Origin of the sequence: Aminobacter sp. Piv2-1, assembly GCF_037625995.1 — a bacterium.
Taxonomy (GTDB): Bacteria; Pseudomonadota; Alphaproteobacteria; order Rhizobiales; family Rhizobiaceae; genus Aminobacter.
The window spans coordinates 161,690-187,017 of sequence record NZ_JARKMU010000005.1 but is presented as its reverse complement, the minus strand read 5'-3'; the positions used below and the strand labels follow the sequence as shown (position 1 = coordinate 187,017).

Below are 25,328 nucleotides of genomic sequence, written 5' to 3'. Positions count from 1 at the left end.
AACAGGGACTTCTCAGGTCCTGTTCACGAAGTTAGCGACCCCAGAAAGTTGGCGTGAAGACCACCAGCACGGCAAGTATTTCGAGACGCCCGAGCAGCATGGCGGCCGACGAGATCCACTTCGCGGCGTCCGGCAGGGACGAGAAGTTGCCGACCGGCCCGATGATCGGCCCGAGGCCCGGTCCGACATTGGTCAGCGCCGTCAGCACGCCGGTCATGGAGGTGACGAGGTCGAGCCCGGTGGCGGCCATCAGGATCGTGCCGATCGCCCAGAGCACGAAGAAGGAAGCGATGAACAGCACGACCGCGCGCTGCATGTCGGCATCGACGATGCGGTCGCCATAGCGGACGGGCGTGACCGAGTTGGGGTAGATGAGCCGGCGCAGGCCGTTGGCGAGCAGCTCGAACAGGATGAGGAAGCGATAGGCCTTGATGCCGCCGGTGGTCGACCCCGAGCAGCCGCCCATGAAGGTGGCGACGAAGATGCAGGCGACCGCGAACGGTCCCCAGAGACTGTAGTCGTCGCTGGCGAAGCCCGTGGTCGATATCACCGACATGAAGTTGAAGGCGGTGTGGGTCAGCGCGGTCAGGAACGGCATGCCCGTCCGCAGGCTGAGGTAGACGGCGACCGAGACGGCGAAGACGATGCAGTAGCCTGCGAAGACCTTGATCTGGGGGTCGCGCAGCGCGTCGAGGCGGCCGCGCACGGCAAACAGAATCATGATCGAGAAGGGCAGGCTGCCGATGAACATGAAGATGGTGCCGACCCACAGGATCGCGGGCTGGCCTGCATAGCGGATGAAGGAGGTGTCGCTGGTGGCCATGCCGCCGGTGGCGAGGGTCGACATGGCGTGGTTGATGGCGTCGAAAGCTTCCATGCCGGCCACCGCGTAGGCGATGGCGCAGGCGGTGACGAGCGCGGTGTAGATGCCGATGAGGCTGACGGCGAAGGTCTGGAAGCGTTCGAACGGACGCTCCTCGATGTCGGAGGATTCGATCTTGAAGTAGGACACGCCACCGATGTTGAGGAACGGCAGCAGGAACAGGCCGAGCGCGATGACGCCGAGGCCGCCCATGAAGTTGAGCAGGGACCGCCAGATGAGGACGCCGGGTGGGGCGCTGTCGAGGCCGCTGATGACGGTGGAGCCGGTGGTGGTGATGCCGGACACCGATTCGAAGAAGGCATCGGTGACGCTGAGCTGCAGCGACGATGTCATGAACGGCACCGCGCCCGCGATCGCCAGCGTCAGCCACAGGAAGTTGACGAGCAGGAAGCCGAAGCGCGTGTTGGCCGGCGGCTTGTGCCCTTGGGTGGCGAGGGCGACCGCCAGCGCCAGGGCGCCCATGAACATGGCCGTGAAGGCGAAGGAGCGCCAGTCGTCGTTGCGGTAGAACAGGTCGACAGCAGCCGGTATGAGCATTGCGACCGAGAGATAGATGGCAAAGACCGCGGCCACGTGGATCGCGGCGCGGACGGCAATTCTGTTCACCGTGACGTGTCCCCAGTTTTGATCGCGGCGAGACGGTTGGACCTGGCGGCGGGTGCCGGACAGTGGCTTCCCGTCGTCGAATATGCAATAGCCCATCCACGCGGGCCACAGCATTTGCCCGGCCAAATCCAGGAGTGCCGTCGCCATGACCAGCTTTGCCGAAAGGGTTGCTCTGGCGGCCAAGGCAACAAGGCAGCTTTTCCCCGAAACGCCGCTGCAGCTGAACGACTATCTGTCGCGCAAGACCGGCGCGCGCGTGCTGCTCAAGCGCGAAGACCTGACCCCGGTGCGCTCGTACAAGATCAGGGGGGCGTTCAACTTCTTCCGCAAGGCGCTGGCAGCCGGCAACCACGCCGAACTGTTCGTCTGCGCCTCGGCCGGCAACCATGCCCAGGGCTTCGCCTTCGTCTGCCGGCACTTCGGCAAGAAGGGGGTGGTGTTCATGCCGGTAACGACGCCGCAGCAGAAGATCGACAAGACCAAGCTGTTCGGCGGCGAGTTCGTCGAGATCAGGCTGGTGGGCGACTTCTTCGACGACTGCTACCGCGCCGCGCTCGAATTCGCCGACCATTCCGGCGGCCACATGGTGCCGCCCTTCGACCACAAGGACATCATCGAGGGCCAGGCGACGGTGGCACTCGAGATCGCAGCGCAGATGCCCGGCGGCAAATCGCCCGACATGGTGCTGCTGCCGGTCGGCGGCGGCGGCCTGGCGGCGGGTGTGACGCGTTACCTCGCCGAGACCGGCGATGCCCCGCGCTTCGTGTTCTGCGAGCCGGCGGGCGCGCCGAGCCTGAGGGAGAGCCTCGCCACCGGCAAGCGGGTCAAGCTCGCCAAGGTCGACAATTTCGTCGACGGCGCGGCCGTTGCCGAGATCGGGCGCGAGCCGCTGCGCCACCTCAAGGACTTTCCCGCCGACGCTGTCAGGCTGGTGCCGGAGAACCGGCTCTGCGCCACGATGGTGGAGATGCTCAATGTCGAGGGCGTGGTGCTGGAACCCGCCGGTGCGCTCGCCATCGACGCGCTCAAGGATTTCTCCAAGAAGGAGCTGAAGGGCAAGACGGTGGTGGCCGTGGTGTCCGGCGGCAACTTCGACTTCGAGCGGCTGCCCGACGTCAAGGAGCGGGCGCTGCGCTTCGAGGGGCTGAAGAAGTACTTCGTCATCCGCTTTCCCCAGCGGCCGGGCGCGCTGCGCGACTTCCTCGAACTTCTCGGGCCGGACGACGACATCACCCGCTTCGAATATCTCAAGAAGTCGGCCCGCAACTTCGGCTCGGTGCTGATCGGCATCGAGACCAAGGACCGCCGCAACTTCGACCTGCTCAAGGCGCGCTTCGACGTCGAGGGCGTGCAGTACCACGACATCACCGACAACGAGACGCTCGGCGGCTTCATCATATGACCGTGTATGTGGCGCTGTTTTCCGGCATCAACGTCGGCGGCAACCGCATCGTGAAGATGGCGGAGCTCCGTGCCTTCTTCGAGGACCAGGGCTTTGGCGATGTCGCGACCTACATCCAGAGCGGCAACGTCGTCTTCACGGGCGAGGGCGATGCTGCCGCGCTGACGGAGCGGATGGAAAAGGCCTTCGAGGCGCGCTGGGGCTTCCGCTCGCGCATCATGGTGCGCGATGCCGCCTGGTTCGGGAATGTCGTCGCGAAAAATCCCTATCCGGAGATGGCGGGCGACCCCACCAGGCTGCACGCCTATGTGCTGGAGCGCGCGCCGACGGCGGCGGAGATCGAACTGGTGGCCGAGCGCTGCACCGGGCCGGAGCGGTTCGAGGTGATCGGCGACGTGCTCTACCTGCACGCGCCGGACGGCCTCGGCAAGTCGAAGTTCGCCGAGGTTTTGCCGCGCGTGCTCAAGGTGCCGGCGACGGCGCGCAACTGGCGCACCGTGCTTGCGCTCGTTGAAATGGCGAAGGGCGCCTGAGGCGCCCTTCGGTCGGCTGCAATCTGGCCTGCCCGGCGGGCGAAGCGCCTACCAGGAACCGGTGTTGGGCATCGACAGCCACGGCTCGGCCGGGACCTTGCGCTCGCCTTTCTGCAGCAGCTCGATGGAGATGCCGTCGGGCGACTTGATGAAGGCCATGTTGCCGTCGCGCGGCGGGCGGTTGATGACGACGCCCTTGTCCATCAGGGTCTGGCAAGTGGCGTAGATGTCGTCGACCTCGTAGGCGAGATGGCCGAAGTTGCGGCCGCCCTTGTAGTCTTCCGGATCCCAGTTGTAGGTCAGCTCCAGCAGCGGCGCGCGTTCGTCGGCGGCGCGCTCGTCGCCGGGTGCGGCGAGGAAGATCAGCGTGAAGCGGCCGTTCTCGTTGGTGTGACGGCGGACTTCCTTCAGCCCGAGCTTGTTGCAGTAGAAATCCAGGGAAGCGTCGACGTCGGCGACGCGGACCATTGTGTGCAGATAGCGCATCTCTGTTCCTCAGCTGTTCGGGAGCGTGCCGATACATAGGGCGGGCCAGCCGGGCTCGGCAAGCCGGCCTGCAACTTTTGTGCGCTGAAGGTCAGGCGGGTCTCTCTATTCTCGGGACGAAGTTGAAAAATGGCTGACCGGCCCTTGCGCATGTCCAAAGCGGAAGTGTTAATCTTACGTCAAGAATCAGTAGCGGCGTTTGCAAGGAAAGGGGGCGTTCTGATGGGGGAAAAGGCCTCTCTCTTGATGCATGACATCACTGGTCGGGATGCTTTCGCGGATGACGGCGCCGACAATGTGGGTCTCGTAGAGGTTTCCGGCGCCATCAAGTGGTTCGACGTCGCCAAGGGCTATGGCTTCATCCTTCCCGACCGGGGGGGCACCAGCGACGTGCTGCTGCATGTGACCTGCCTGCGCCGCGACGGCTTCCAGACGGCGCTCGAGGGCGCCCGCGTGGTGTGCCTCGCCAAGCAGGGCGACCGCGGCCTGCAGGCCTTCCGCGTCCTCTCCATGGACACCTCGACCGCCGTTCACCCGGCCGAGATGCAGGAGCAGCGCACCCATGTGGCGGTGACCGCCGAGAGCGGGCTCGAGCGCGCCCTGGTGAAGTGGTTCAACCGCACCAAGGGCTTCGGCTTCCTGACGCGCGGCGACGGCACCGAGGACATCTTCGTGCACATGGAGACGCTGCGCCGCTACGGTGTCACGGAGCTGCGCCCCGGCCAGGTCGTGCTCGTTCGTTTCGGACGCGGCGACAAAGGCCTTATGGCTGCCGAAATTCACCCTGATCTAGGAACCCTGCCGGTCGCGCACTGAGCGGTTCAGCGCGCGGTCGAGGGCAGGGCTCGGATTGCCGGCCGCATGCGGCCGGGCGGGGGATTTCATGAACAGACGTAGATTTATGCTGGCTGGCGCGATCGGCGCCGCGACCGCTGCGGCGGTGGTCGCGCTGTCGCTCACCTGGACATCGCCGGGTCTGGCGGAGAGCCAGCCGATGGCACTGCCGCAGGACCCCGATCCGCTGGTCGCGGTGACGGCCAAGGGCGACGTGTCGTTCCGCATCGAAGTGGCGGACGAGCCGGCGGAGCGGTCGATGGGGCTGATGTTCCGCAAGGATCTCGCCGACGACCAGGGCATGCTGTTCGTCTTCGACCAGACCCAGCCGGTCGGCTTCTGGATGAAGAACACGCCGCTACCGCTGGATCTTCTGTTCATCGGCGAGGACGGCAAGGTGCGCGACATCCAGCAGGGCGAACCCTTCTCCGAAGCGGTCATCGCGCCAGACGAACCGGTGCGTTTCGTGCTCGAACTCAAGGCCGGCACGGCCGGGAAGGCCGGCATCAAGGACGGCGACCAGTTGAAGCACCGCGTCATCGCCGAGGCCGGCGTGGCCAATCCGGGATAGGCGGCGGGATCGATATGGCTGTGGATCATTTCTCGCACGAAGGCTTCGACCTGGCGTTTCTCGACCAGCCGCCGGTGGTGGCGGGCAGCGGCGCGCCGGTGCTGATGATCCACGGCTTCGCCTCGAGCCATTTCGTCAACTGGGTGTCGCCCGGCTGGTTCAAGACGCTGACGGAAGCGGGCTACCGGGCGATCGCATTCGACAATCGCGGCCATGGCCTGACGTCGAAGAGCTACGACGAGGCCGACTACACGCCCTCGAAGATGGCCGGCGACGCGGTGGCGCTTCTCGACCATCTAGGTATCGAGCGCGCTCATGTGATGGGCTATTCGATGGGCGCGCGCGTCTCGGCGTTCCTGGCGCTCGCCGCGCCCGAGCGGGTCGCGACGCTGGTGTTCGGCGGGCTAGGCATCGGCATGGTCGACGGCGTCGGCGACTGGGACCCGATCGCCGATGCCCTGCTGGCGGCAGACCCCGAGACCATCACGCATCGGCGCGGAAAATCGTTCCGCGCCTTCGCCGACCAGACCCGCAGCGACAAGCGGGCGCTGGCCGCCTGCATCGCCACCTCGCGCGAGCTTTTGAGCGAGGACGACATGGCCCGCATCACCCAGCCGACGCTGGTGGCCGTGGGCACGACCGACGACATCGGCGGTTCGGCCGCCGAACTCGCGGCGCTGATGCCGAATGCCGAGAGCTTCGACATCGAAGGCCGCGACCATATGCTCGCCGTCGGCGACCGAACCTTCAAGAAGAGGGTGCTTGAGTTCTACGCCGAGCATCCGCTCTGAACTCAGGCCTCCAGGGCCTCGAGCGACCGCTGCATGTTCGCCCGTGCCCGTGCCTCGAAGCGCCGAGCAAGAATGTCGGTGTGGAAGATGCGCGGGCGGGCGAGGAAATTGCTGAGCACGGCGGCGCGGCCGACACGCCAGTCGGCATCGCTGACCCAGCCATATTCGCGCCTGACGGCCGCCTCGTAGGCGTCGAAAGCCTCGGCGGGCGCGCCGAGGATCGACAGGTCCATGTCCAGGAACAGGGCCGCGTCCTTTTGCGCGGCCACGTCCCCGAATTCCGGCACCTGATGCGTCGCGGTTGCCTCGATCATCGCGACGATGCGGGCAAGGCGCGTGTCGTCGACATGGCCGCTGAGCCTGTCGGCGGCGAGTTCGGCACTTGCCGGCTCGTTGTCCTTGCGGCGGCTGTCGTAGATGGCGTCATGGAACCAGATCGCCGCCTCGACCGCCTCGGGATCGGCGAAGGCCTGGCGGTGCTCTTCGAGCAGGGCAAGCAGCGCCTCGATGTGGCGGAGACCGTGGTAGTGGCGGTCGGCGGCCCGGTAGAGCTTCGTCAGTTCCGCCTTTGTCGCGGCGTCGAGGATCGGCATGGCGTCAGCGCCCCTTGAAATGCGGCGTGCGCCGCGCGTGGAACGCGGCGCGGCCCTCGGCATAGTCCTCGCTGAGGAATGTGGCGTCGCCGAGCGACTGGGCGAGGGCTGCCTCGGCAGGATCGTGGCTCAGGGCGGCGCGGATGGCGGCCTTGGAAGCCCTGACCGACAGCGGCGCGTTGCGGGCGATGCCCCGGGCGACCTCCTCGATGCGGGCGTCGAATTCGGCTGCTTCGACGATCTCGAGCAGGAAGCCGGCGGCAAGGGCTGCCTGGGCGTCGATGCGGCCAGCGGTGTAGGTGAGATAGCGTGCCATCTGCGGGCCGGCGGCCGAGACGATGTCGCCCATGGCGTCCTGCGGATAGGCGAGGCCGAGGCGCGCCGCAGGCACGGCGAACACGGCGTCGGGCGTGGCGATCCTGAGGTCACCGGCAGCGGCGAGGCCGAAGCCGCCGCCGAAGCAGATGCCGCGGATCGCCGCGATCACCGGCACGGAGCAGTTCCGGAGCGCGGCGAAGGCCGCCGAATTGCCGGCTTCGTAGGCGCGGGCGCTGTCGGGCGAGCCGCGCAGCGTGTCGAATTCGGCGATGTCGGCGCCGGCGGAGAAATCCTGGCCGGCGCCGCGCAGCACGATCACCCTGGCCTCCGGATCGGCCGAGAGCCGGTTTACGGTCGCGGCGAGCTCGGTCCACATCGCCTGGGTGACGGCGTTCTTGCGCGCCGGGCGGTTGATGACGATGGTCGCCATGCCGTCGCTGGTCGTGACCCTGAGGGGCTGGCTTTCCATGATGCCTCGAATATCCGTGAACCAAATCCTTCAGCAGCCGCACCAACGAAACGTGCTGATCCTCCGCTAAGGAAAATTGAGTTCAATCATGTTAGCATGTGGCTTATATGTCCGGCGCGGGAATGCACAAGCCGACTGTGAACGGAGACCGTCGATGAACACCATAACCGCTGCGCGCCACGGCGCGCTGAAGCCGCTGGACCCGATCTGGCAGTCGGTGCGCGACGAAGCTGCCGACGCGGTCGCCCGCGACCCGCTGCTTGCGGCATTCCTCTACGCCACGATCCTCAACCAGGACACGCTGGAGGAGGCGGTGATCCACCGCCTGGCCGAACGGCTTGCGCATCAGGACCTCGGCGCCGACCTGCTGCGCCAGACTTTCTATGCGATGCTCGAGGACAGGCAGGAGTGGAGCGACATCATCCGCACCGACATCCAAGCCTATTACGACCGCGACCCGGCCTGCGATCGCTACCTGATGCCGGTGCTCTATTTCAAAGGCTTCCACGCCATCCAGACGCACCGGCTGGCGCACTGGCTGTGGAACCGCGGCCGCAAGGACTTCGCGCTCTACCTGCAGAGCCGCTCGTCGTCGGTGTTCCAGACCGACATCAACCCGGCCGCGCGCATGGGCAAGGGCATCTTCATCGACCATGCCACCGGCCTCGTCGTCGGCGAGACCGCCGTCATCGAGGACGACGTGTCGATCCTGCACGGCGTGACGCTGGGCGGCACCGGCAAGGCCGGCGGCGACCGCCACCCCAAGGTGCGCTACGGCGTGCTGATCGGCGCCGGCGCCAAGATCCTCGGCAACATCGAGATCGGCCATTGCGCCAAGATCGCGGCCGGTTCGGTGGTGCTGTCGCCAGTGCCGCACAACAAGACGGTTGCCGGCGTGCCCGCGCGCGTGGTCGGCGAAACCGGCTGCGACCGTCCGTCGAGCCAGATGGACCAGTTGCTGCCGTCGCAGAGCATGGATCACGTCGTCACCTTCGACATCTGATGTTTGCCGGCGCGTCCTGGCTGCGCGGAATACGTGAATTGCGCAGCCCGGGCGGCTCCTTGCCTTTACATCGTCATGCCGGGCGTGCCAGAAGCGCCTCTCTCAAACTACAAGCCGGAGAAGCCAGTTGAAGCCGGAAGAAATCCGAAAGCTCGACGCTTATTTCAAGCGCCAGTTCCAGAACCCCAACCTCATGGTCAAGGCTCGTCCGCGCAAGGACGACTCGGCCGAGGTCTATATCGGCGACGAATTCCTCGGCATCGTTTTCAAGGACGAGGACGACGGCGACTATAATTTCTCGATGGCGATCCTCGACGTCGACCTGGGCTGATCGAAGGCCGCGCGACCTGTCGCGCGGCAGTCACCTGGCGGCGAGCATCGCGTTCGCCGTCGCCAGCACCGCCGCATCGAGCGCGCGCCACTCCCCCAGCAGTTCCCGCGGGAACCTGTAGGTCAGGCTGAGATCCTTGCCGACGAACACGTCGCGCTCGCAAGGCGCAAGCGATTCCTCGGCGGCAGCGCCGCCGAGGCAGCGGGCCACGAAGGCGGGCTCGCCCAGGCGGGCCGCGACCGCCAGCACCTCGTTGAGATAGCCGGACGTTCCGGAGAAGCCGAACAGCGTCATGCCGTCCGGGCCGGGTACGCCGGGCTTGACGGTGAGCGCGTCGTAGATCGGCCCGAGCCGTCCGCTCATGTCGCGCGCCATCATGCGCGGCTCGAAACTCAGGAAGATGATGCGCTTGCGGCCGTCGGCATTGTTGAAGGCGTCGCGGGCGGCGCTGCTGTAGCCGTCCATCTCGGGCCAGCGCAGATAGAGGTCGAGCCGGCTCGCCGGGCCGTCGCTGCGTGCCTTGTCGAAGCGGATCATGTTGGCCGGGGCGATGATCGCTTCACCGTCGACCACGATGGTGCGCTTCGTCGTGTCGTCGCTGTGGCCCCCCATCTCGATCGCATGGCCGTACCAGCGGCCCGCGACGCTGATTGCCACCGACAGCAGCGCCAGCACCGCAAGCGCGCAGAAGATCTTCATCATCGGCGCGGAACCGACGACCTCGAAATCCGGGTCGTTCATCGCCTGCTGATTCATCGATGTCTCCAGGATCGGCTGCCGGTGCCCCGTCCGGTTCGGTGACCGTGGCTTTCGCGTCCGAATGCGCGATGCGGAGGCGGCCCAATATCGCACCGACATTGCGCCGGTATGGTTAAGCGGTGGTAAATGCGTCCGGCGCTTGCCACGCGGGCCCGCGCTCCATAGGTTGCGCCCGGACAATCGGAAGGGAATTCAAGATGCCGCTCTATGCACTCGACGGAGCCGAGCCGAAGTTCGAGGATCGCGACAGCAACTGGATCGCGCCGGACGCGTCGGTGGTGGGCGACGTCAGGATTGGCCGCGACGTCGGCATCTGGTTCGGGGCCGCGATCCGCGGCGACCGCGAGCCGATTACCATCGGCGCGCGCAGCAACATCCAGGAACACACGGTCATGCACACCGATCCGGGCTATCCGCTGACCATCGGCGAAGGATGCACCGTGGGCCACCGCGCCATCCTGCATGGCTGCACGGTGGGCGACAACAGCCTGATCGGCATGGGCGCCATCGTGCTCAACGGCGCCAAGATCGGCAGGAACTGCCTGGTGGGCGCGGGCGCGCTGGTGACCGAGGGCAAGGAGTTTCCCGACAATTCGCTGATCGTCGGCTCGCCCGCCAAGGTGATGCGCACGCTCGACGATGCCGCCGCCGACCGGCTGCGCAAGTCGGCGGCGGACTATGTCGCCAACCAGAAGCGTTTCAAGGCGGGCCTGAAGAAGGTGGCCGACTGAGTCGGGGTAAAAAAACGGAGCCGGCCCTGGATGGGGCCGGCTCCTGAACCCGGTCGTTGGGGACGGGGAGGGTGGGGACGCGACCGGGTTTTCCCGGAGTGGCCTAGCGAACCGACGCGACGGAGTCGGCGCGGCCGTCGTTGATGCCGATCCAGACGCCGGAGTTCCGCTCCGACTGACGCTTCAGATAGGTGTAGACGGTCTCGTCCCAGGCCATGATGCGCGGATCAAGATTGTCGAGGATGTACTCGCCCATGCTGGTGCGGACCGTCAGCACGGCATGGCCCTCGCCGTTGGGCTGGCGCGCCACCGTCAGCAGCAGGTCGCCCGCCGGAACGCCGAGTTCCATCAGCTTGCGGCGCTTTTCCAGCGCGTAGTCCTCGCAGTCGCCGGCGCTGGCGGGATAGGACCAGACCTCTTCCTTGCCCCACATTTCCATGTCGGTGCGCGGGGCGACCGCGGTGTTGACCTCGTTGTTGATGTCGACCATCGCCTGCCAGAGCGTGCGGGTCAGTTCCACCGGCGCGCGAACATCGGTCTTCTGGCTGCACTCGTCCGGAAGCCGCTTGCACAGTTCGTAGTGGCCGACCGGCTGGGTCGTGCGGCCGTTGGTCTGCATGACCGACGGCACGGCCAGCGCGGTGCCGATCGCGCCGGCCTGGAGTGTGGCGGCCAGAAGAACCAGCCATCCCTGTCGCTTGTTCATGTGATTGTCTCCCCGTTTGAGAGGACAATGACAGGTGCGGATTTATTTCACGCAAAGCGACGAAGTAGATGTTGAGTAAAAACAAAACAGGAGTTTCTGAAATCAAGAATAGAATAAGAATAAATGTTTAGGAGAATTTGATTAGAATTTTATCGGAATGGCGCGATACACCAAGCGTTTCCTGGTCCGTTTCGGCACGGCAGGATGGGGCTGTGCCGAAATGGGGCAGGGGCCGGTGTGCAGGCGCGGGCGGCCGGAGATGACTTTGGCTGGGCTGTAGCGGTACCGGGACGTGGCTGGCCGGTGCTGGACGAGATGTCGCAGGGCTCGCGCGGACCGGCGATACGCCGGTTGGATCATGATCCCGAAAGGCGGGAACCGGTTTTCGAAAGAAACGAGGCGTAGTCGGGACAACGGAGTTCCGTTCCGATCTAATCGGAATGGAACAGGTTCTAGGCGCGCGGCCTGTTGAATTCGGAGTCGAGCGTCTCGGGGCGCTGGACGACGGCGAATTCGATGGCGACGCCGTCCTGGAAGTGACGCACGACCTGGCCGCGCATGGTGCCCAGCATGACCTGGACGCCGATGGCCGGCTTGACCTCGATCTCGATCGCCGCGCCCGACAGCGACAGGTCGATGATGCGGCACGGATACTGCCGGCCGTCGGTGAGTTGCAGGACGCTGACCGGGTTGCGCGGCGCGACGCGTTCGTGGCGCCGGTCCTCGGGCAGGTCGAGCTCGTGCTTGTTGGCAAGCCAGGTGAGCTGCGCCGCCAGCTTGTCGCGCTTGCGCTCGGAGGCGATGACCGTCATGGCGAAGCCGTCCGGCAGGCGGCGCGTGACGACGCCTTCGACGCGGCCGATATGGTCGATATAGGCGATGACCTTCTCGCCCGGAGCGCCGGAGTGATCGGTGCGGAAGGCGACGTCGCCGGGGGACATGTCGATGACCTGTCCGGCATGCTCGCTGCGATCCTCAAGCATGAACCGGCCATAAATCTTGACGCGGACGCGTTGGAAGTTGCGCCGTTCCGCTCGTGACGGCGCGTAGTCGGTCGCCGCTGGCCTCATTCTGCCCTCTTTGCCGCAAACTCCCATGGACCGTGAGCGGCAGGGAGCCATTGCCACAATCTAGCGGCAAAGAGGTTAATAAAACGCGTAGCGGCTACCCCTGCGGCAGCCGGTATCGGCTATTCCTCGCGTCCGCCTTCGAGCACGAAAAGGTGGCGTATGCGGCGCGCGCCGTCGAGCGGGTTCGGCTCGCCCTCGAGCGTCGCGTCGCTGGGCGCCAGCGAGGGCACGGTCACTGCGGGACGGTTCTTCAGGTACATCGGCTCGACGTTCGGATCGACGACGCGCACGCTCTCGATCGAGGCGTCCGTGACCGCGTCGGAGCCCAGCCAGAAGGGGCGGTCGGCGCTCGACAGGACGCCCAGGCTGCGCGGGTTCTCGACGCCGCCGTCGAGCGGCAGGAGCAGCATTTCGAAGGTCGCGCAGCGCCGGCTGGCGGTGAAGCCCTCAAAGCCGATCACGACCACCGATTTCTGCTGGAACACGCCGTAGGCAAGGCGCGCGATCAGGCGCTGGTCCTTCTGCCGCCACAGCGACGGGAACGAGAATCCCTTGAGTTCGCGCCCGAAGGTAGCGCACAGCCGCGTGCCCGCGAGCCGGAATACGGCCTCGCCACGGGCATCGCGTTCGAGGATGAAGGTGTCGGCCAGAAGGCCCTTGATGTCGGCAGGCTCGACTTCCGTGCGTTTGGGTGCGGGCCGGCCGTCGCGAAGGCGGTTCCAATACTGGAACAGTGCCAGCGATCCTTTCTGTTTCATCTTGCTCCGCTCCGAGCGATCCTGTTCGGGATGTGCCATCGCTGGACAGAATCGCTTCATTCTTGAGAACTACATGAGCGGTGGAGCAGGACCCGTGCCAGTCACAGTAACAGTTGTTAACGGGTGGGGGACGTTAAGGTTAACAAGTGGTTTACGTTGCCGCGCCGGGCGCCGTGTGGCAGGCTGCGGTCACTCCATGATGTTGGCCGCCCGGCGGCCGGCAGCACTTCAGTCAAAGGTTTGGGGGCGGGCAAGGGGGCTCGACCAGCCGTTCAGGGGAAACCCTGGACGGCTTCTTTTTTTGCGCTTTGGCCGGCGGTCGCGTAGATGGGGCGGATGACCGAGACGGACCCGAGCAGAATGAGCGAGCCAGCCAACCCGATCGAGAACGAAGCGCCGGCGGTTGAGCCGGATCGGCGCGAGCCGGTCTTCAACGTGCCGGGCATCGTGATCGCCATCATCGCTGCCTGCGTCGGCATCCAGCTGATCGGCGATTATCTGTTGGACCCGTCTCAATATGTAGAGTTTCTGGAGCGGGCTGCGTTTATCCCGCTACGATACTGGGCGGTATACGCCGGCGAAATTCCGCTCGACGTCTACGCTTTCACCAGTCCGCTGACCTATGCGTTCCTGCATGGCGGCTACACTCATCTCATCATCAACATGGTCTGGCTCGCCGCCTTCGGCTCGCCGCTGGCCAACCGGCTGGGCGCGCTGCGCTTCTCGCTGTTCTTCGCCGTGACCGCGCTGGCCGCGGTTGCGCTGCACTATGTGCTGCATCCGCTCGACAACGCCCCGCTGGTCGGCGCATCGGGTGCGATCTCGGGGATGATGGGCGCCGCCGCCCGCTTCAATTTCCGCATCGACCGCGCGCAGGGGCAGCCCGCCTTCGCCGGCGCCGTGCTGCCCATCGGCGAGGTGCTCCGCTCGCGCATGGCGATGACCTTCCTCGGCGCCTGGATGGTCATCAACCTGATTACCGGTCTCGTCGGTTTTGCGCCCGGCGTCGAAAACCAGATCGCCTGGGAAGCCCATATCGGCGGCTTCCTGGCCGGCTTCTTCGGCATCCGTCTCTTCGACCGCAAGCCCGCCTAGCGCCGCGCTGCGCACTTGAAATGCAGCCTGATGCAGCGCACCATGCAATCGGCCGCAATGGCCACTGGAAGTGCATGCGCAGACCGCTACGGAAGGAGGTCCCGATGACTGTGAAGGCAATCCTGGACAAGAAGGGCCATGACGTGTTCACCGTCGGCCCCAACGTTCCGCTGTCGGAGGCCGCGCGCATGCTTGCCGAGCACCGGATCGGTGCGCTGGTCGTCACCAATGGCGACCGCAAGATCGTCGGCATTCTCTCCGAGCGCGACGTGGTGCGCGTGGTCGGCAAGGAAGGCGCTTCGGCGCTCGACAAGACCGTGCGCGAAGTGATGACCCCCAAGGTCAAGATCTGCAACGAGAGCCACACAGTGAACCAGGTCATGGAGATCATGACCAACGGCCGCTTCCGCCATCTGCCGGTCGAGCGCGACGGCTATCTCCACGGCATCGTCTCCATCGGCGACGTGGTCAAGCGCCGCATCGAGGACGTCGAGCGCGAGGCCGAGGAGATCAAGGCCTACATCGCCACCGCCTGAGGCTGGCATGGTACCGCCGGCCGGGAGACCCGACCGGCGGTTTTTCGCGGTCACCTGTTGTCGAGTTCGGAGCGAACGAGTTCGAGCCCGCGCCTGGTGATGCGATAGGGGCCGCCATTGGACGAGGCGACCGCCTTCTTGCGCTTCAGTTTCCTGAACAGTTCGAGGTCGAAGCCCGGATAGAGCCAGCCGTCGCGGGTGAGGCAGATGACCGCCTCGACCTTCCTGTGTTCGTTCTTCTCGATTTCGATGCGCCCGCCCTGGGCGAGCATGTGGAGGATGCGCTGCTCCGTGCGCGAAATGTCCATTCTTGGAAATGTCCCGGAAAACCTGGCTGAAACAGCCAATGGAAAATGCCGCCGCCGCGAAGCTTCGCGGCACGGGGTTTCAGGTTTTCACGCCCCGCCTTCCTCGGAAGGTCGGGGCCTCAGCGGGACTCAGACGAGTTGAACATCCACTCTCCATGGGGATGCGCGCCTTATAGGCCAGCGGTGCCGTGAAGGCCAGCCTAGCGCGGCGATGCCCCGCATTTCGAACGGGAAAGGTTGCAACGCGGCAACGATTGATCTAGCGAAACCATTAAGGTTTGCCGGCCGACACGAGCCGACACGACAGACAAACGATTCCGGATCACCATGACCATCATCGACACCCGCACGCCCGATCCCAAGCGACTGATCCCCGGCGCCACCGGCGACTGGGAAGTCATCATCGGCCTCGAGGTTCATGCCCAGGTGACTTCGGAGGCGAAGCTGTTCTCGGGTGCTTCGACGGCGTTCGGCGCCGAGCCCAATGCCAATGTCAGCCTGGTCGACGCGGCGATGCCCGGTATGCTCCCCGTGATCAACGAGGAATGCGTGCGCCAGGCGATCCGCACCGGCCTCGGGCTGAAGGCGCAGATCAACCTGAAGTCGGTCTTCGACCGCAAGAACTACTTCTATCCCGACCTGCCGCAGGGCTACCAGATCTCGCAGTTCAAGCAGCCGATCGTCGGCGAGGGCACGATCACCATTTCGGTCGGCCCCGACCGCAAGGGCGAGTTCGAGGACATCGACATCGGCATCGAGCGCCTGCATCTCGAACAGGACGCCGGCAAGTCGATCCACGACCAGCACCCGACCATGTCCTATGTCGACCTCAATCGCTCGGGCGTGGCGCTGATGGAGATCGTCTCCAAGCCCGACATGCGCTCGGCCGACGAGGCCAAGGCCTATGTCACCAAGCTGCGCACCATCGTGCGCTACCTCGGCACCTGCGACGGCAACATGGACGAAGGCTCGATGCGCGCCGACGTCAACGTCTCGGTGCGCCGCCCCGGCGGCGAGTTCGGCACGCGCTGCGAGATCAAGAACGTCAACTCGATCCGCTTCGTCGGCCAGGCCATCGAATACGAGGCGCGGCGCCAGATCGCCGTCCTCGAGGACGGCGGCAAGATCGACCAGGAAACCCGCCTGTTCGACCCGAACAAGGGCGAGACGCGCTCGATGCGCTCCAAGGAAGAGGCGCACGACTATCGCTACTTCCCCGATCCGGACCTCTTGCCGCTCGAATTCGACCAGGCCTATGTCGACGCGCTCGCCAAGGATCTCGTCGAATTGCCCGACGACAAGAAGGAGCGGCTGGTCAAGTCGCTCGGCCTGTCGATCTACGACGCCTCGATCCTAGTGTCGGAAAAGTCGATCGCCGACTATTTCGAGAAGGTGGCTTCCGGACGAGACGGCAAGCTCGCCGCCAACTGGGTCATCAACGACCTGCTCGGCGCGCTCAACAAGGCCGGCAAGGACATCGACGACGCCCCTGTCTCGCCCGACCAACTGGGCGCCATCATCGACCTCATCAAGGAAGGCACGATCTCCGGCAAGATCGCCAAGGACCTGTTCGAGATCGTCTGGAACGAGGGCGGCGACCCGAAGGAGCTGGTCGAGAGCCGCGGCATGAAGCAGGTGACCGACACCGGCGCCATCGAGAAGGCCGTCGACGACGTCATCGCCGCCAATCCCGACAAGGCCGAACAGGCGCGTGCCAAGCCGACCATGGCCGGCTGGTTCGTCGGCCAGGTGATGAAGGCCACCGGCGGCAAGGCCAACCCGCAGGCGGTCAACGACCTGGTCAAGGCCAAGCTCGGCATCGAGGAGTAAGGCGGATGTTCGTCCGCACCGCGAGCGAACGCGACCTGGAAGTGATCAAGGCACTGCTCGCCGACACCTGGCACGCGACCTACGATGCCATCTATGGCGCCGAGCGGGTGGACGAGATCACGGCCGAGTGGCATTCGCTCGCCGCGCTCAAGGCGCGGCTGACCCGGCCGAACTCGGAGTTCCTGGTCGCCGACGACGGCAAGCGGATCGCCGGGACGGCTTTTGCCGCCGCGACCAGCGACGGCAAGTCCGTCGTGCTCTACCAGCTCTATGTGCAGCCTGGGAGCCAGCGGGCGGGCATCGGCCGCCTGCTGCTCGACGAGGTCGAGCAGTGCTTCCCGGAAGCGCGCACGCTGCGCCTCGAAGTGGAAAAGTCGAATTCCAAGGCGATCGCCTTCTACCAGGCAAACGGCTTCGCGCAGGTAGGGGAGACGGCCAACTGCGGTTCGGAGCAGTCCGGCATTCCGGCGCTCATCTTCGAGAAGCAACTGGGCTGAGCCCTGAAGGCAACCCCGGCTTGCGAGCGGCGTGTTTCCTGTTTGCGCTGGCGCAAACAGCGCCTCAACGGTTGAGGTTATCCTGGCGCGCGGACGAAACGGAGAAACGCGCGTGCCCGACACCAATCAAGAAAGCACCTTGGTCCCGATGCTGGTTGGCGGGCTCATCCTCGTCGTGGTCGGCGCCATCGTCGTCATGACATTCGTTTGACGCCCACTTGATCTCTGACGCGAGGCGAGACCGGTAGCCGGCCGTCAATCTGCCCCCAGTCAGCGCGTTAGGTTCAGGTCTTCCGTACCTCGACATTGTCGATCAGGCGCGTCTTGCCGAGCCGTGCCGCCACCAGCACGCGACCCTCGGCCCCGCGCCTCCAGGGCGCAAGCGTAAGGCTCTCGCGCGCCTCGACATAATCGACGCCGTCGAAGCCGGCATCGAGGACCTCCTGCCGCGCCGTTGCCATCGTCGCCGTCTCGTCGGCGCCGACCTGAAGCGCTGCCGCCGCCTTGCGCAGCGCCTTGTTGAGCTTGCGCGCGATCTCCAGCTCGGCGGGGCTCAGATAGGCGTTGCGCGACGACATGGCGAGGCCTTCGGCGTCGCGGATCGTGGGCGAGCCGACGACCTCGACCGGCAGGTTCAGGTCGAGGCAGAGCTTCCTGACCACGCAAAGCTGCTGATAATCCTTCTCGCCGAAGACGGCGATGTCGGGCGCGGCCTGGACGAACAGCTTGGCGACCACCGTCGCCACGCCGTCGAAGAAGGCGGGGCGGAAATCGGTTTCGAGCCCGGCCGACGGGCCGCCAACCGAAATCGTCGTGGCGAAGCCCTCGGGATAAACCTCGTCGACGCTCGGGGTGAAGGCGAGGTGGACGCCGGCCCGGTGCAGCTTGTCCAGGTCGAGCGCCAGCTGGCGCGGATATTTGTCGAGGTCCTCGGTCGGCGCGAACTGGCGCGGATTGACGAAGATCGAGACGACGCAGCGGTCGGCGCGTTGCCGTGCGGCGCGCATCAAGGAGACGTGCCCTTCGTGCAGGGCGCCCATCGTCGGCACCAGCGCGACCTTGAGCCCGGCGGCGCGCCATGCGTTGACCTGTGCGCGCAGGGCGGCGACGGTTTCGACGACCTCGGTCATGCCTTGTCCTTGTCGGGGGTGAACAGATGCTCCGGCGCGGGGAATGCGCCGCTGCGGACGTCATTGGCGTAGGCTGCGGCCGCATCCGCGACGATGTCGCGCAGATGGGCGTATTGCTTGACGAATTTCGGCACGCGGTCGACGGTCAGCCCGATCGCGTCGTCGATGACGAGGATCTGGCCGTCGCATTTCGGGCTGGCGCCGATGCCGATCGTCGGGATCGCGAGCATGGCGGACAAAGCGGCCGCGACCGGCTCCATGGTGCCCTCGATTACCACCGAGAAGGCGCCCGCCGCCTCGACCGCGCGGGCGTCGGCATGGAGCTGCACGATGTTTTCGTCGGACCGGCCCTTGATCTTGTAGCCGCCTTCCTTCTCGACCGACTGCGGCAACAGCCCGATATGGCCCATGACCGGGATGCCGGTGGCGACGATGGCCGCGATCTGCGGGGCCATCGCCACGCCGCCCTCGAGCTTGACGGCATCGCAGCCGGTCTCGTTCACGATGCGCCGGGCGGAGGCGACCGCAGTCTCGACCGAATCCTCGTAGGAGCCGGCGGGCATGTCGACGACCACGCATGCCTGGGTCGCGCCGCGCATCACCGCCTGTCCGTGGGCGACCATCATGTCCATGGTGGCGCCGAGCGTGGTCTCGTGCCCGTGCAGCACCATGGCGACGCTGTCGCCGACGAGCAAAAGGTCGACATGCGGATCGAGCAGCCGGGCAATGGGGTAGGTGTAGGCGGTGAGGCAGACGATCGGCAGGCCGCCCTTGCGGCGCAGCAGATCTGCGGGCGTGATGCGGCCGCCTGCGGCTGGCGCGTCAGATGCCATATGTTCCTCCCTCGACGCTGCTGGCCAAGCCAGTGCGGGAGCCCTGTGGGGCCAGAGTTGTTTACGGACCGGCTAATGTTTTTGCAAGTGCGAGATGAAACCGTGAGCAGGTGCAAAAACATCGTCCGTCAGGACGAGCGGCCGGCCGCTTCCTCTTCGGCGATGCGCCGGATGTAGGCGGCGAATTCCGGGTCCTCGCCGGGCAGCAGCTGGGGCAGGGCGGCGCGGAAATCCTCGCGCCGGCACCACTCGCGCATGAAGTCCTCCCACGAGGCCCAGCGGCGCCTGCGCCGTTCGGGCATGCCGGGCTCGTAGGCGACGAGATAGGCGCGCTCGAACAGCGAGATCAGTATGGCGAACATGGCAAGCAGGCGGTCCCTCTGCTCGGGGCTGAGGTCGCTGGTCGCCTGCTGCGACTGCAGCTGCAGGTCGGAATGGTCGAGCGACAGCGTCAGGAAGTTGGTGTAGCCGTCCGACAACATCTGGTAGATCTCCTCCTCCTCGTTGATGCGCTCCTTGCGCTGCTCGTAGACGAAGATGAAGATGGCAAGCGGCAGGCCGAAGATGGTCACCAGCATGCTCAGCATTTCGAGGATCTGCATGGAGGGCATTTCGGCTGTCCCCGCGACGGCAAATGCTGGACAGTAGGTTGTGATTGTCCGTCTGCCAATCGTCGCAGCCGGCGCTAAACCCTTGCGTTCGGGCGAGGGGGACGCCATAAGCGGAAAACATTCGACGCGCCCGCCGCGAGGACCCGATGAAGAAATTCCTTGTCCAGTTTTTCACCTGGTGGAACGGCCAGACCCTTGGCACGCGCTTCCATACCTGGCGCAAGGGCACCAAGGTCGGCCAGGACGAGTTCGGCAACACCTACTACGAGGGCGGCAAGGACTCCGAGGGCCGCACCCGCCGCTGGGTGATCTACAAGGGCTATTCGGAAGCCTCGATGATCCCGCCCGGCTGGCACGGCTGGATGCACCATCGCGTCGACGTGGCGCCGAGCCAGGACAACTACATTCCGCGCGACTGGCAGAAGCCGCACCAGCCGAACCTCACCGGCTCGGCCGCCGCTTACCGTCCGAAGGGCTCGGTGCTCGGCACCTCGCACCGGCCGCAGGTGACCGGCGACTACGACGCCTGGACGCCCGGCGCGTAACGCCCGCTTCCGCTGCCCGGACATTTGTCGCCACAATTGGCAGCTAACGGCTTGCCCATCGGGTTGAGGCCACTAGCCTTGGCGAAGGGAATCACCGAGTGGATGTCACTCCGGGGCAACGGCGGTAACGACTGCATGACAAGAACTGGGCGGGCTGCTTCGAACGTACGATCGACGGCGAAGGCCATGCTGGCGGCGGTTGCGCTGTGCGCCAGCCTCGGGCAGGCGATAGCCCAGGACAGCATCGAGAGGCTGCCGCTCGATCCGCAGGTCTTCCCGAGCGAGGAAGAGGTCCCGTTCGAGGGCGACGATCTGCCGGCGCTCGACGACACCCAGCCGGCACAGGGCGAGGCGCCGCAGCAGACCCCGTCGCAGGCCGAAGAAGTGCAGCAGGGCCAGCCGGCGCCCAAGCCGGCGCAGCCGCAGCGCATCAAGAACCCGGTCGCCGAATTCGCCGGCATCGACAAGATCACCGGCCGCATCATCACCTTCGACGTCTATGTCGACGAGACCGTTCAGTTCGGTGCGCTGCAGGTGACGCCGCGCGTCTGCTACTCGCGGCCCGAGAACGAGGAGCCCAAGACGGATTCCTTCGTCGAGGTCGACGAGATCACCCTCGACCGCAAGATCCGCCGCATCTTCACCGGCTGGATGTTCGCCGAAAGCCCCGGCCTCAATGCTGTCGAGCACGCCGTCTATGACGTGTGGCTCAAGGGCTGCAAGCAGAAGTCGGACATTCCTCCGCCGGAAGCCCCCAAGACCAACTGAGCCTCCTGCGGGAACGGCCATCGATGCTCTGCGTTGACCGCAAGGGACGACGCAGACGGAGGATCGAGCCGTGACCCTGGACCGAGATCAGTTGCTGGAGCTCGAACGCAAGTTCTGGACCGGCGATTCCAAATTCTTCGCCGAGCATGCCGACCGGGAGTGCCTTGTGGCCTTTCCGGACATGGCCGGCGTGATGAGCAATGCCGACCTTGCGGCGACGGCAAGCAAGCCGAACCGCTGGAAACACCTCGAGATGAAGCTCAAGGGCATCGTCGAGCCCGGCAGCGACATCGCCGTCCTGACCTATGAGGCCAGCGCCGAGCGCGACGATGGCGAGCCCTACCGGGCGCTGATCAGCACCGGCTATGTCAGGCGCCTGCAGGGTTGGAAGATGATGTTCCACGCCCAAGCCCCGCTCGGCACCGAACGCGGCAAGGCCAAGGGCTGAGAGCCTTCCTTACGGGGCGAAGGCGGCGTGGCCGGCGATCGCGCCGGCGAGCAGCTTCTCGTAGCGGGCCCGCGGCACGTCGACCGCGCCGAACCGCTTCAGGTGGTCGGTGGTGAACTGGGTGTCGAGCAGCGCGAAATCGCGCTCGCGCAGCCGCTCGACGAGATGCACGAGGCAGACCTTCGAGGCGTCCGTCTCGCGCGAGAACATGCTTTCGCCGAAGAAGGCGCGGCCGAGCGACACGCCGTAGAGCCCGCCGACGAGCCGGTCCTCATGCCACGCCTCCACCGAGTGGGCGTGGCCGATCTTGTGAAGGCGCGTATAGGCTTCGCGGATGGGGCCGTTGATCCAGGTGGACAGACGTCCGGTGCGCTTTTCGGCGCAGGCGTCGATCGTGGCCTCGAAGTCGCTGTTGACGCGTATCTCGAAACGGCCCTGGCGGATGGTCTTGGCGAGCCTGTGGGGCACGTGGAAGGCGTCGAGCGGAATGACGCCGCGCGTCTCGGGCCTGACCCAGAAGACTTCCGGGTCAGAGGCGCTCTCGGCCATGGGAAAGACGCCCGACGCATAGGCCTTCAACAGAAGGTCCGTGGGTATGCTGTAGCCGGGCGCATAGGGTCGGGTCATGAGACCCCCATTCTACTCGCTTTTGGCGAGGTATTTCTCCAGCCAGTGGATGTCGTAGTCGCCGTTGGCGATGTCGGGATTGCCGACGAGATCTCGGAACAGCGGCAACGTCGTGTTGATACCGTCTACCACGAATTCGTCGAGCGCGCGCCTCAGCCGCATCATGCACTCGACGCGGTTGCGGCCGTGCACGATCAGCTTGCCGATGAGGCTGTCGTAGTAGGGCGGGATCCTGTAGCCGGAATAGACGCCCGAATCGACGCGGATGCCGAGGCCGCCGGGCGTGTGGAAATGCGTGATCGTGCCGGGCGACGGCGCAAACGTGCGCGGATCCTCGGCATTGATGCGGCATTCGATGGCATGGCCCTGGAAGCGGATGTCGCTCTGCTTGATCGACAGGCCGCCGCCCGAGGCGACGCGGATCTGCTCGTGCACGAGGTCGATGCCGGTGATCGCTTCGGTGATCGTATGCTCCACCTGAAGGCGGGTGTTCATCTCGATGAAGTAGAATTCGCCGTTCTCGTAGAGGAACTCGATGGTGCCGGCGCCGGAATAGCCGAGATTGGCCACCGCATTGGCGCAGATGTCGCCGATGCGCGAGCGCTCCTCGCTGTTGAGGGCGGGCGAGTTGGCCTCTTCCCAGACCTTCTGGTGGCGGCGCTGCAGCGAGCAGTCGCGCTCGCCGAGGTGCACGCCCTTGCCGGCGCCGTCGCCGAAGATCTGGACTTCGATGTGGCGCGGCTTCTGCAGGTACTTCTCGATGTAGACGGCGTCGTCGCCGAAGGCCGCACCCGCTTCGGTGCGGGCGGTGGCGAGAGCGATCTCGAGGTCCGCCTCGGTCAGCGCAACCTTCATGCCGCGGCCACCGCCGCCGGCGGAGGCCTTGATGATGACCGGGTAGCCGATCTCGGCGGCGACGCGCTTGGCTTCCTTCTCGTCGCTGACGGCACCTTCCGAACCGGGAACGACCGGGATGCCGAGGCGCTTTGCGGTGCGCTTGGCCTCGATCTTGTCGCCCATGATGCGGATATGGTCGCCCGAGGGGCCGATGAAGGTGATGTTGTGGGCGGCCAGGATGTCGGCGAACTTGGCGTTCTCCGACAGGAAGCCGTAGCCCGGATGGACGGCGTCGGCTCCGGTGATCTCGCAGGCCGCGACGATCTGGTGGATGTTGAGATAGCTGTCGCGCGACGGCGGCGGGCCGATGCAGACGCTTTCGTCGGCAAGCCGCACATGCATGGCGTCGGCGTCGGCGGTGGAGTGCACGGCAACCGTCTGGATGCCGAGCTCCTTGGCCGCGCGCAGCACTCTGAGGGCGATTTCGCCGCGATTGGCGATAAGGATTTTCTGGAACATTGCGCGCAGCCTTCCGGCTTACTCGACGACGACGAGCGGCATGCCGTATTCGACAGGCTGCGCGTCTTCGATCAGGATCGCAGTGACGGTCCCGGCGCGCGGGGCGGGGATCTGGTTCATCGTCTTCATGGCTTCGATGATGAGCAGCGTCTGGCCTTCCTTGACCTTGGCGCCGATCTCGATGAACGGCTTGGCGTCGGGCGACGGCGCCAGATAGGCGGTGCCGACCATCGGCGAGGGCACTGCGTTCTTGGAGTTGTCGGCGGCCGGCGCTGCGATCGCCGCCACGGCGGTGGAGTTCACCGCGGCAGGCGCCGCCACGTGAACGGGCGCCGCGGCAGCGACGGCGTGGACGGCCTGGGTCTGGCGCGAGACGCGCACCTTGAGGTCGCCGAGTTCGACTTCGATCTCGGTCAGATTGGTGTCGTTCAGGATTCCTGCAAGGTCGCGGACGAGCTGCTGGTCAACACCACCGGTCTTCTTCGTCGACATGTTCAAGCCTTTTTCTCTTTCTGTTTCCGGTCAGAGCCGGGCGGCCAGCGCCTGAAGCGCCAGCGTGTATCCGAGCGGCCCGAAGCCGCAGATCATGCCCACGGCCACCGGTGCCACCATCGATTTGTGGCGGAACGGCTCGCGGGCGTGGATGTTGGAAAGGTGCACCTCGGCGACCGGCAGGGGGGCGACTGCCCGGAGGGCGTCCTGCAGCGCGATCGAGGTGTGGGTGTAGGCGCCTGCGTTGAGCACGATTCCGGCGGCTTTCTCGCCGGCCTCGTGGATCCAGTCGACCAGCACGCCCTCATGGTTGGACTGGCGGAAGTCGATCGCAAGACCAAGCGCCGTGCCTGCTGCCATGCAGTCGGCCTCGATGTCGGCCAGCGTCTTGCCGCCATAGATGCCGGGCTCGCGTTTGCCCAGCATGTTGAGGTTCGGACCGTTGAGGACGAAAACCGTTTTCAATTTATAGACCCTTCCGCCCACCAGATCCTCTCTGGCGCGGCGGACCCTCTATAATCGGCATAAGCCGCCGCGAAAAGAGCGCAAGCGACTTCTTGCGCTGTCCACAACGGCGGCTGTGGCGGGCGCTCAGCAGGTGGCGTCTTCCTTGCAGGCCCTGGCGGCCACGATCTTCTCGGTCAGAACGTCCTTGCCGAGGGCGCCGAAGACCACCTCGTTGCCAACGACGTAGGAAGGCGTGCCGCTGATCGACAGCTTGTTGGCGAGATCGTAGGTCTTGTTGAAGGTGTCGATGATGGCGGGGTCCTTCATGCCCTCGCGCAGCTTCGCCTCGTCGGCGCCGAGCTCGAGCGCGACCTTGATGGCGCGTTCCTCGCCGGCGCGGCCCTCGCCACCCAGGAGCTTGTCGTGATACTCCAGATACTTCTCCGGCATCAGCTTGAGGAAGGCCATCGACACGACATGGGCCTTCTGCGAATCCGGCCCGAGGATCGGGAATTCCTTGAGCACGAAGCGCAGGTCGGGGTTCTCCTGCATCAGCGCGTGCATGTCGGCGCGGGCGCGTTTGCAGTAGGCGCAGTTGTAGTCGTAGAACTCGACGATCGTGATCTTGCCGTTGGGATTGCCGACGACGCCGTCGGACGGCGAATTGAAGATCTCGTCCTTGTATTGCTTGATCGTTTCGATGGCGGCGGTGCGCTGCGCCTCCTTCTGCTTGGTCTCCAGCGCATTCTGCATGTCGAGCAGGATCTCGGGATTGTCGAGCAGATACTCGCGCACGATCTTCTCGACCTCCTTGCGGTCGAGCTGCTGCGCGTTCTGGGCATATGCCGCGTTCGGCTGGGCAAACGCCCCAATCGCCAGCATCGCGAATGCGACGGCGATGCCCGTCGTGCCTAGAAGGATTGCCTTTTTCATGATCTCAGTCTCCAGCCCTTTCGGCTTT

32 protein-coding genes are annotated in these 25,328 nt (G+C 65.5%); 15 read left to right on the top strand and 17 right to left on the bottom strand.

Annotation, left to right across the window (positions count from 1 at the left end):
* Positions 1 to 31 precede the first annotated feature (31 nt).
* Positions 32 to 1,489, bottom strand: coding sequence for a TrkH family potassium uptake protein (locus AmiPiv_RS11210; RefSeq protein WP_340037512.1), 1,458 nt, complete (start codon positions 1,487 to 1,489; stop codon positions 32 to 34).
* 145 nt (positions 1,490 to 1,634) lie between these two features.
* Here AmiPiv_RS11210 and ilvA point away from each other — a divergent pair, with 145 nt between their 5' ends.
* Both ilvA and AmiPiv_RS11200 read left to right on the top strand, forming a co-directional pair.
* Positions 1,635 to 2,891: a threonine ammonia-lyase IlvA gene (gene ilvA, locus AmiPiv_RS11205; protein ID WP_340037511.1), complete on the top strand. Its 1,257-nt coding sequence runs from the start codon at positions 1,635 to 1,637 to the stop codon at positions 2,889 to 2,891.
* Positions 2,888 to 3,424, top strand: a complete 537-nt coding sequence (locus AmiPiv_RS11200; RefSeq protein ID WP_340037510.1) for a DUF1697 domain-containing protein — start codon at positions 2,888 to 2,890, stop codon at positions 3,422 to 3,424. The genes ilvA and AmiPiv_RS11200 overlap by 4 nt, the downstream gene beginning before the upstream one ends.
* A gap of 48 nt (positions 3,425 to 3,472) precedes the next feature.
* Here the strand turns inward: AmiPiv_RS11200 and AmiPiv_RS11195 are convergent, their stop codons facing one another.
* A complete protein-coding gene (locus AmiPiv_RS11195; protein ID WP_340037509.1) occupies positions 3,473 to 3,910 on the bottom strand; it encodes a VOC family protein in 438 nt (145 codons plus the stop codon).
* Between the two features lie 246 nt (positions 3,911 to 4,156).
* On the opposite strand from AmiPiv_RS11195, the gene AmiPiv_RS11190 reads away from it, so the two are divergent.
* From AmiPiv_RS11190 to AmiPiv_RS11180, 3 genes are all read left to right on the top strand, one after another.
* A complete protein-coding gene (locus AmiPiv_RS11190; RefSeq protein ID WP_340037507.1) occupies positions 4,157 to 4,726 on the top strand; it encodes a cold-shock protein in 570 nt (189 codons plus the stop codon).
* 67 nt (positions 4,727 to 4,793) lie between these two features.
* A complete protein-coding gene (locus AmiPiv_RS11185; protein ID WP_340037506.1) occupies positions 4,794 to 5,315 on the top strand; it encodes a DUF192 domain-containing protein in 522 nt (173 codons plus the stop codon).
* 20 nt (positions 5,316 to 5,335) lie between these two features.
* Positions 5,336 to 6,106, top strand: a complete 771-nt coding sequence (locus AmiPiv_RS11180) for an alpha/beta fold hydrolase (protein ID WP_340037737.1) — start codon at positions 5,336 to 5,338, stop codon at positions 6,104 to 6,106.
* A gap of 2 nt (positions 6,107 to 6,108) precedes the next feature.
* On the opposite strand, the gene AmiPiv_RS11175 is transcribed toward AmiPiv_RS11180, so the two are convergent.
* The gene (locus AmiPiv_RS11175; protein ID WP_340037505.1) at positions 6,109 to 6,699 is read right to left on the bottom strand and encodes an HD domain-containing protein; all 591 of its coding nucleotides are present in this window, start codon (positions 6,697 to 6,699) and stop codon (positions 6,109 to 6,111) included.
* 4 nt (positions 6,700 to 6,703) lie between these two features.
* Positions 6,704 to 7,486: an enoyl-CoA hydratase-related protein gene (locus tag AmiPiv_RS11170; RefSeq protein WP_340037504.1), complete on the bottom strand. Its 783-nt coding sequence runs from the start codon at positions 7,484 to 7,486 to the stop codon at positions 6,704 to 6,706.
* A 154-nt stretch (positions 7,487 to 7,640) separates the two neighbouring features.
* On the opposite strand from AmiPiv_RS11170, the gene cysE reads away from it, so the two are divergent.
* Both cysE and AmiPiv_RS11160 read left to right on the top strand, forming a co-directional pair.
* Positions 7,641 to 8,489 (top strand): serine O-acetyltransferase, encoded by an 849-nt coding sequence (gene cysE / locus AmiPiv_RS11165; RefSeq protein WP_340037503.1) that lies wholly within the window; start codon positions 7,641 to 7,643, stop codon positions 8,487 to 8,489.
* Positions 8,490 to 8,616: 127 nt separating this feature from the next.
* Positions 8,617 to 8,820 (top strand): DUF3126 family protein, encoded by a 204-nt coding sequence (locus tag AmiPiv_RS11160; RefSeq protein WP_018427625.1) that lies wholly within the window; start codon positions 8,617 to 8,619, stop codon positions 8,818 to 8,820.
* A 30-nt stretch (positions 8,821 to 8,850) separates the two neighbouring features.
* On the opposite strand, the gene AmiPiv_RS11155 is transcribed toward AmiPiv_RS11160, so the two are convergent.
* Positions 8,851 to 9,576 (bottom strand): hypothetical protein, encoded by a 726-nt coding sequence (locus AmiPiv_RS11155; RefSeq protein ID WP_340037502.1) that lies wholly within the window; start codon positions 9,574 to 9,576, stop codon positions 8,851 to 8,853.
* A 200-nt stretch (positions 9,577 to 9,776) separates the two neighbouring features.
* Here AmiPiv_RS11155 and AmiPiv_RS11150 point away from each other — a divergent pair, with 200 nt between their 5' ends.
* On the top strand, positions 9,777 to 10,310 hold the full coding sequence (locus AmiPiv_RS11150) for a gamma carbonic anhydrase family protein (RefSeq protein WP_340037501.1): 534 nt from the start codon (positions 9,777 to 9,779) through the stop codon (positions 10,308 to 10,310).
* Between the two features lie 103 nt (positions 10,311 to 10,413).
* On the opposite strand, the gene AmiPiv_RS11145 is transcribed toward AmiPiv_RS11150, so the two are convergent.
* From AmiPiv_RS11145 to AmiPiv_RS11135, 3 genes are all read right to left on the bottom strand, one after another.
* The gene (locus AmiPiv_RS11145) at positions 10,414 to 11,016 is read right to left on the bottom strand and encodes a transglutaminase-like cysteine peptidase (protein WP_340037499.1); all 603 of its coding nucleotides are present in this window, start codon (positions 11,014 to 11,016) and stop codon (positions 10,414 to 10,416) included.
* Positions 11,017 to 11,468: 452 nt separating this feature from the next.
* Positions 11,469 to 12,086: a PilZ domain-containing protein gene (locus tag AmiPiv_RS11140; protein WP_340037498.1), complete on the bottom strand. Its 618-nt coding sequence runs from the start codon at positions 12,084 to 12,086 to the stop codon at positions 11,469 to 11,471.
* Between the two features lie 119 nt (positions 12,087 to 12,205).
* The gene (locus tag AmiPiv_RS11135; RefSeq protein ID WP_340037497.1) at positions 12,206 to 12,844 is read right to left on the bottom strand and encodes a PAS domain-containing protein; all 639 of its coding nucleotides are present in this window, start codon (positions 12,842 to 12,844) and stop codon (positions 12,206 to 12,208) included.
* Between the two features lie 360 nt (positions 12,845 to 13,204).
* On the opposite strand from AmiPiv_RS11135, the gene AmiPiv_RS11130 reads away from it, so the two are divergent.
* Complete coding sequence (locus AmiPiv_RS11130) at positions 13,205 to 13,939, top strand: rhomboid family intramembrane serine protease (RefSeq protein WP_340037496.1); 735 nt, start codon at positions 13,205 to 13,207, stop codon at positions 13,937 to 13,939.
* 104 nt (positions 13,940 to 14,043) lie between these two features.
* A complete protein-coding gene (locus AmiPiv_RS11125; RefSeq protein WP_340037495.1) occupies positions 14,044 to 14,475 on the top strand; it encodes a CBS domain-containing protein in 432 nt (143 codons plus the stop codon).
* 50 nt (positions 14,476 to 14,525) lie between these two features.
* Here the strand turns inward: AmiPiv_RS11125 and AmiPiv_RS11120 are convergent, their stop codons facing one another.
* Positions 14,526 to 14,783, bottom strand: a complete 258-nt coding sequence (locus AmiPiv_RS11120) for a YjhX family toxin (RefSeq protein ID WP_340037493.1) — start codon at positions 14,781 to 14,783, stop codon at positions 14,526 to 14,528.
* A 327-nt stretch (positions 14,784 to 15,110) separates the two neighbouring features.
* Between AmiPiv_RS11120 and gatB the strand changes: the two genes are divergently transcribed.
* Together gatB and AmiPiv_RS11110 are read left to right on the top strand one after the other, a co-directional pair.
* On the top strand, positions 15,111 to 16,613 hold the full coding sequence (gatB, locus tag AmiPiv_RS11115; protein WP_340037492.1) for an Asp-tRNA(Asn)/Glu-tRNA(Gln) amidotransferase subunit GatB: 1,503 nt from the start codon (positions 15,111 to 15,113) through the stop codon (positions 16,611 to 16,613).
* Positions 16,614 to 16,618: 5 nt separating this feature from the next.
* Entirely contained in the window at positions 16,619 to 17,110 is a 492-nt protein-coding gene (locus AmiPiv_RS11110) for a GNAT family N-acetyltransferase (protein WP_340037491.1), read from the top strand.
* 284 nt (positions 17,111 to 17,394) lie between these two features.
* Here the strand turns inward: AmiPiv_RS11110 and panC are convergent, their stop codons facing one another.
* The 3 genes from panC to AmiPiv_RS11095 form a co-directional block, all read right to left on the bottom strand.
* Positions 17,395 to 18,240: a pantoate--beta-alanine ligase gene (panC, locus tag AmiPiv_RS11105; RefSeq protein ID WP_340037490.1), complete on the bottom strand. Its 846-nt coding sequence runs from the start codon at positions 18,238 to 18,240 to the stop codon at positions 17,395 to 17,397.
* Positions 18,237 to 19,073, bottom strand: a complete 837-nt coding sequence (panB, locus tag AmiPiv_RS11100; protein ID WP_340037489.1) for a 3-methyl-2-oxobutanoate hydroxymethyltransferase — start codon at positions 19,071 to 19,073, stop codon at positions 18,237 to 18,239. The genes panC and panB overlap by 4 nt, the downstream gene beginning before the upstream one ends.
* Positions 19,074 to 19,201: 128 nt before the next feature.
* Complete coding sequence (locus tag AmiPiv_RS11095) at positions 19,202 to 19,684, bottom strand: hypothetical protein (protein WP_340037487.1); 483 nt, start codon at positions 19,682 to 19,684, stop codon at positions 19,202 to 19,204.
* A gap of 146 nt (positions 19,685 to 19,830) precedes the next feature.
* On the opposite strand from AmiPiv_RS11095, the gene AmiPiv_RS11090 reads away from it, so the two are divergent.
* The 3 genes from AmiPiv_RS11090 to AmiPiv_RS11080 all read left to right on the top strand — a co-directional run bounded on the left by AmiPiv_RS11090 (position 19,831) and on the right by AmiPiv_RS11080 (position 21,445).
* Positions 19,831 to 20,229 carry an NADH:ubiquinone oxidoreductase subunit NDUFA12 gene (locus AmiPiv_RS11090; protein ID WP_340037486.1) on the top strand — a complete coding sequence of 133 codons (399 nt, stop codon included), beginning with the start codon at positions 19,831 to 19,833 and terminating at the stop codon, positions 20,227 to 20,229.
* 312 nt (positions 20,230 to 20,541) lie between these two features.
* Positions 20,542 to 20,997, top strand: a complete 456-nt coding sequence (locus AmiPiv_RS11085) for a DUF2155 domain-containing protein (protein WP_445206948.1) — start codon at positions 20,542 to 20,544, stop codon at positions 20,995 to 20,997.
* 70 nt (positions 20,998 to 21,067) lie between these two features.
* Positions 21,068 to 21,445, top strand: coding sequence for a hypothetical protein (locus tag AmiPiv_RS11080; protein ID WP_340037484.1), 378 nt, complete (start codon positions 21,068 to 21,070; stop codon positions 21,443 to 21,445).
* Positions 21,446 to 21,454: 9 nt separating this feature from the next.
* On the opposite strand, the gene aat is transcribed toward AmiPiv_RS11080, so the two are convergent.
* From aat to AmiPiv_RS11055, 5 genes are all read right to left on the bottom strand, one after another.
* Complete coding sequence (gene aat, locus AmiPiv_RS11075) at positions 21,455 to 22,072, bottom strand: leucyl/phenylalanyl-tRNA--protein transferase (RefSeq protein ID WP_340037482.1); 618 nt, start codon at positions 22,070 to 22,072, stop codon at positions 21,455 to 21,457.
* Positions 22,073 to 22,084: 12 nt separating this feature from the next.
* Positions 22,085 to 23,428, bottom strand: a complete 1,344-nt coding sequence (gene accC / locus AmiPiv_RS11070; RefSeq protein ID WP_340037481.1) for an acetyl-CoA carboxylase biotin carboxylase subunit — start codon at positions 23,426 to 23,428, stop codon at positions 22,085 to 22,087.
* A gap of 18 nt (positions 23,429 to 23,446) precedes the next feature.
* A complete protein-coding gene (accB, locus tag AmiPiv_RS11065) occupies positions 23,447 to 23,920 on the bottom strand; it encodes an acetyl-CoA carboxylase biotin carboxyl carrier protein (RefSeq protein WP_340037736.1) in 474 nt (157 codons plus the stop codon).
* 30 nt (positions 23,921 to 23,950) lie between these two features.
* Positions 23,951 to 24,385: a type II 3-dehydroquinate dehydratase gene (aroQ, locus tag AmiPiv_RS11060; RefSeq protein ID WP_340037479.1), complete on the bottom strand. Its 435-nt coding sequence runs from the start codon at positions 24,383 to 24,385 to the stop codon at positions 23,951 to 23,953.
* Positions 24,386 to 24,511: 126 nt separating this feature from the next.
* Positions 24,512 to 25,300, bottom strand: a complete 789-nt coding sequence (locus AmiPiv_RS11055) for a DsbA family protein (protein WP_340037478.1) — start codon at positions 25,298 to 25,300, stop codon at positions 24,512 to 24,514.
* Between the last annotated feature and the right edge of the window lie 28 nt (positions 25,301 to 25,328).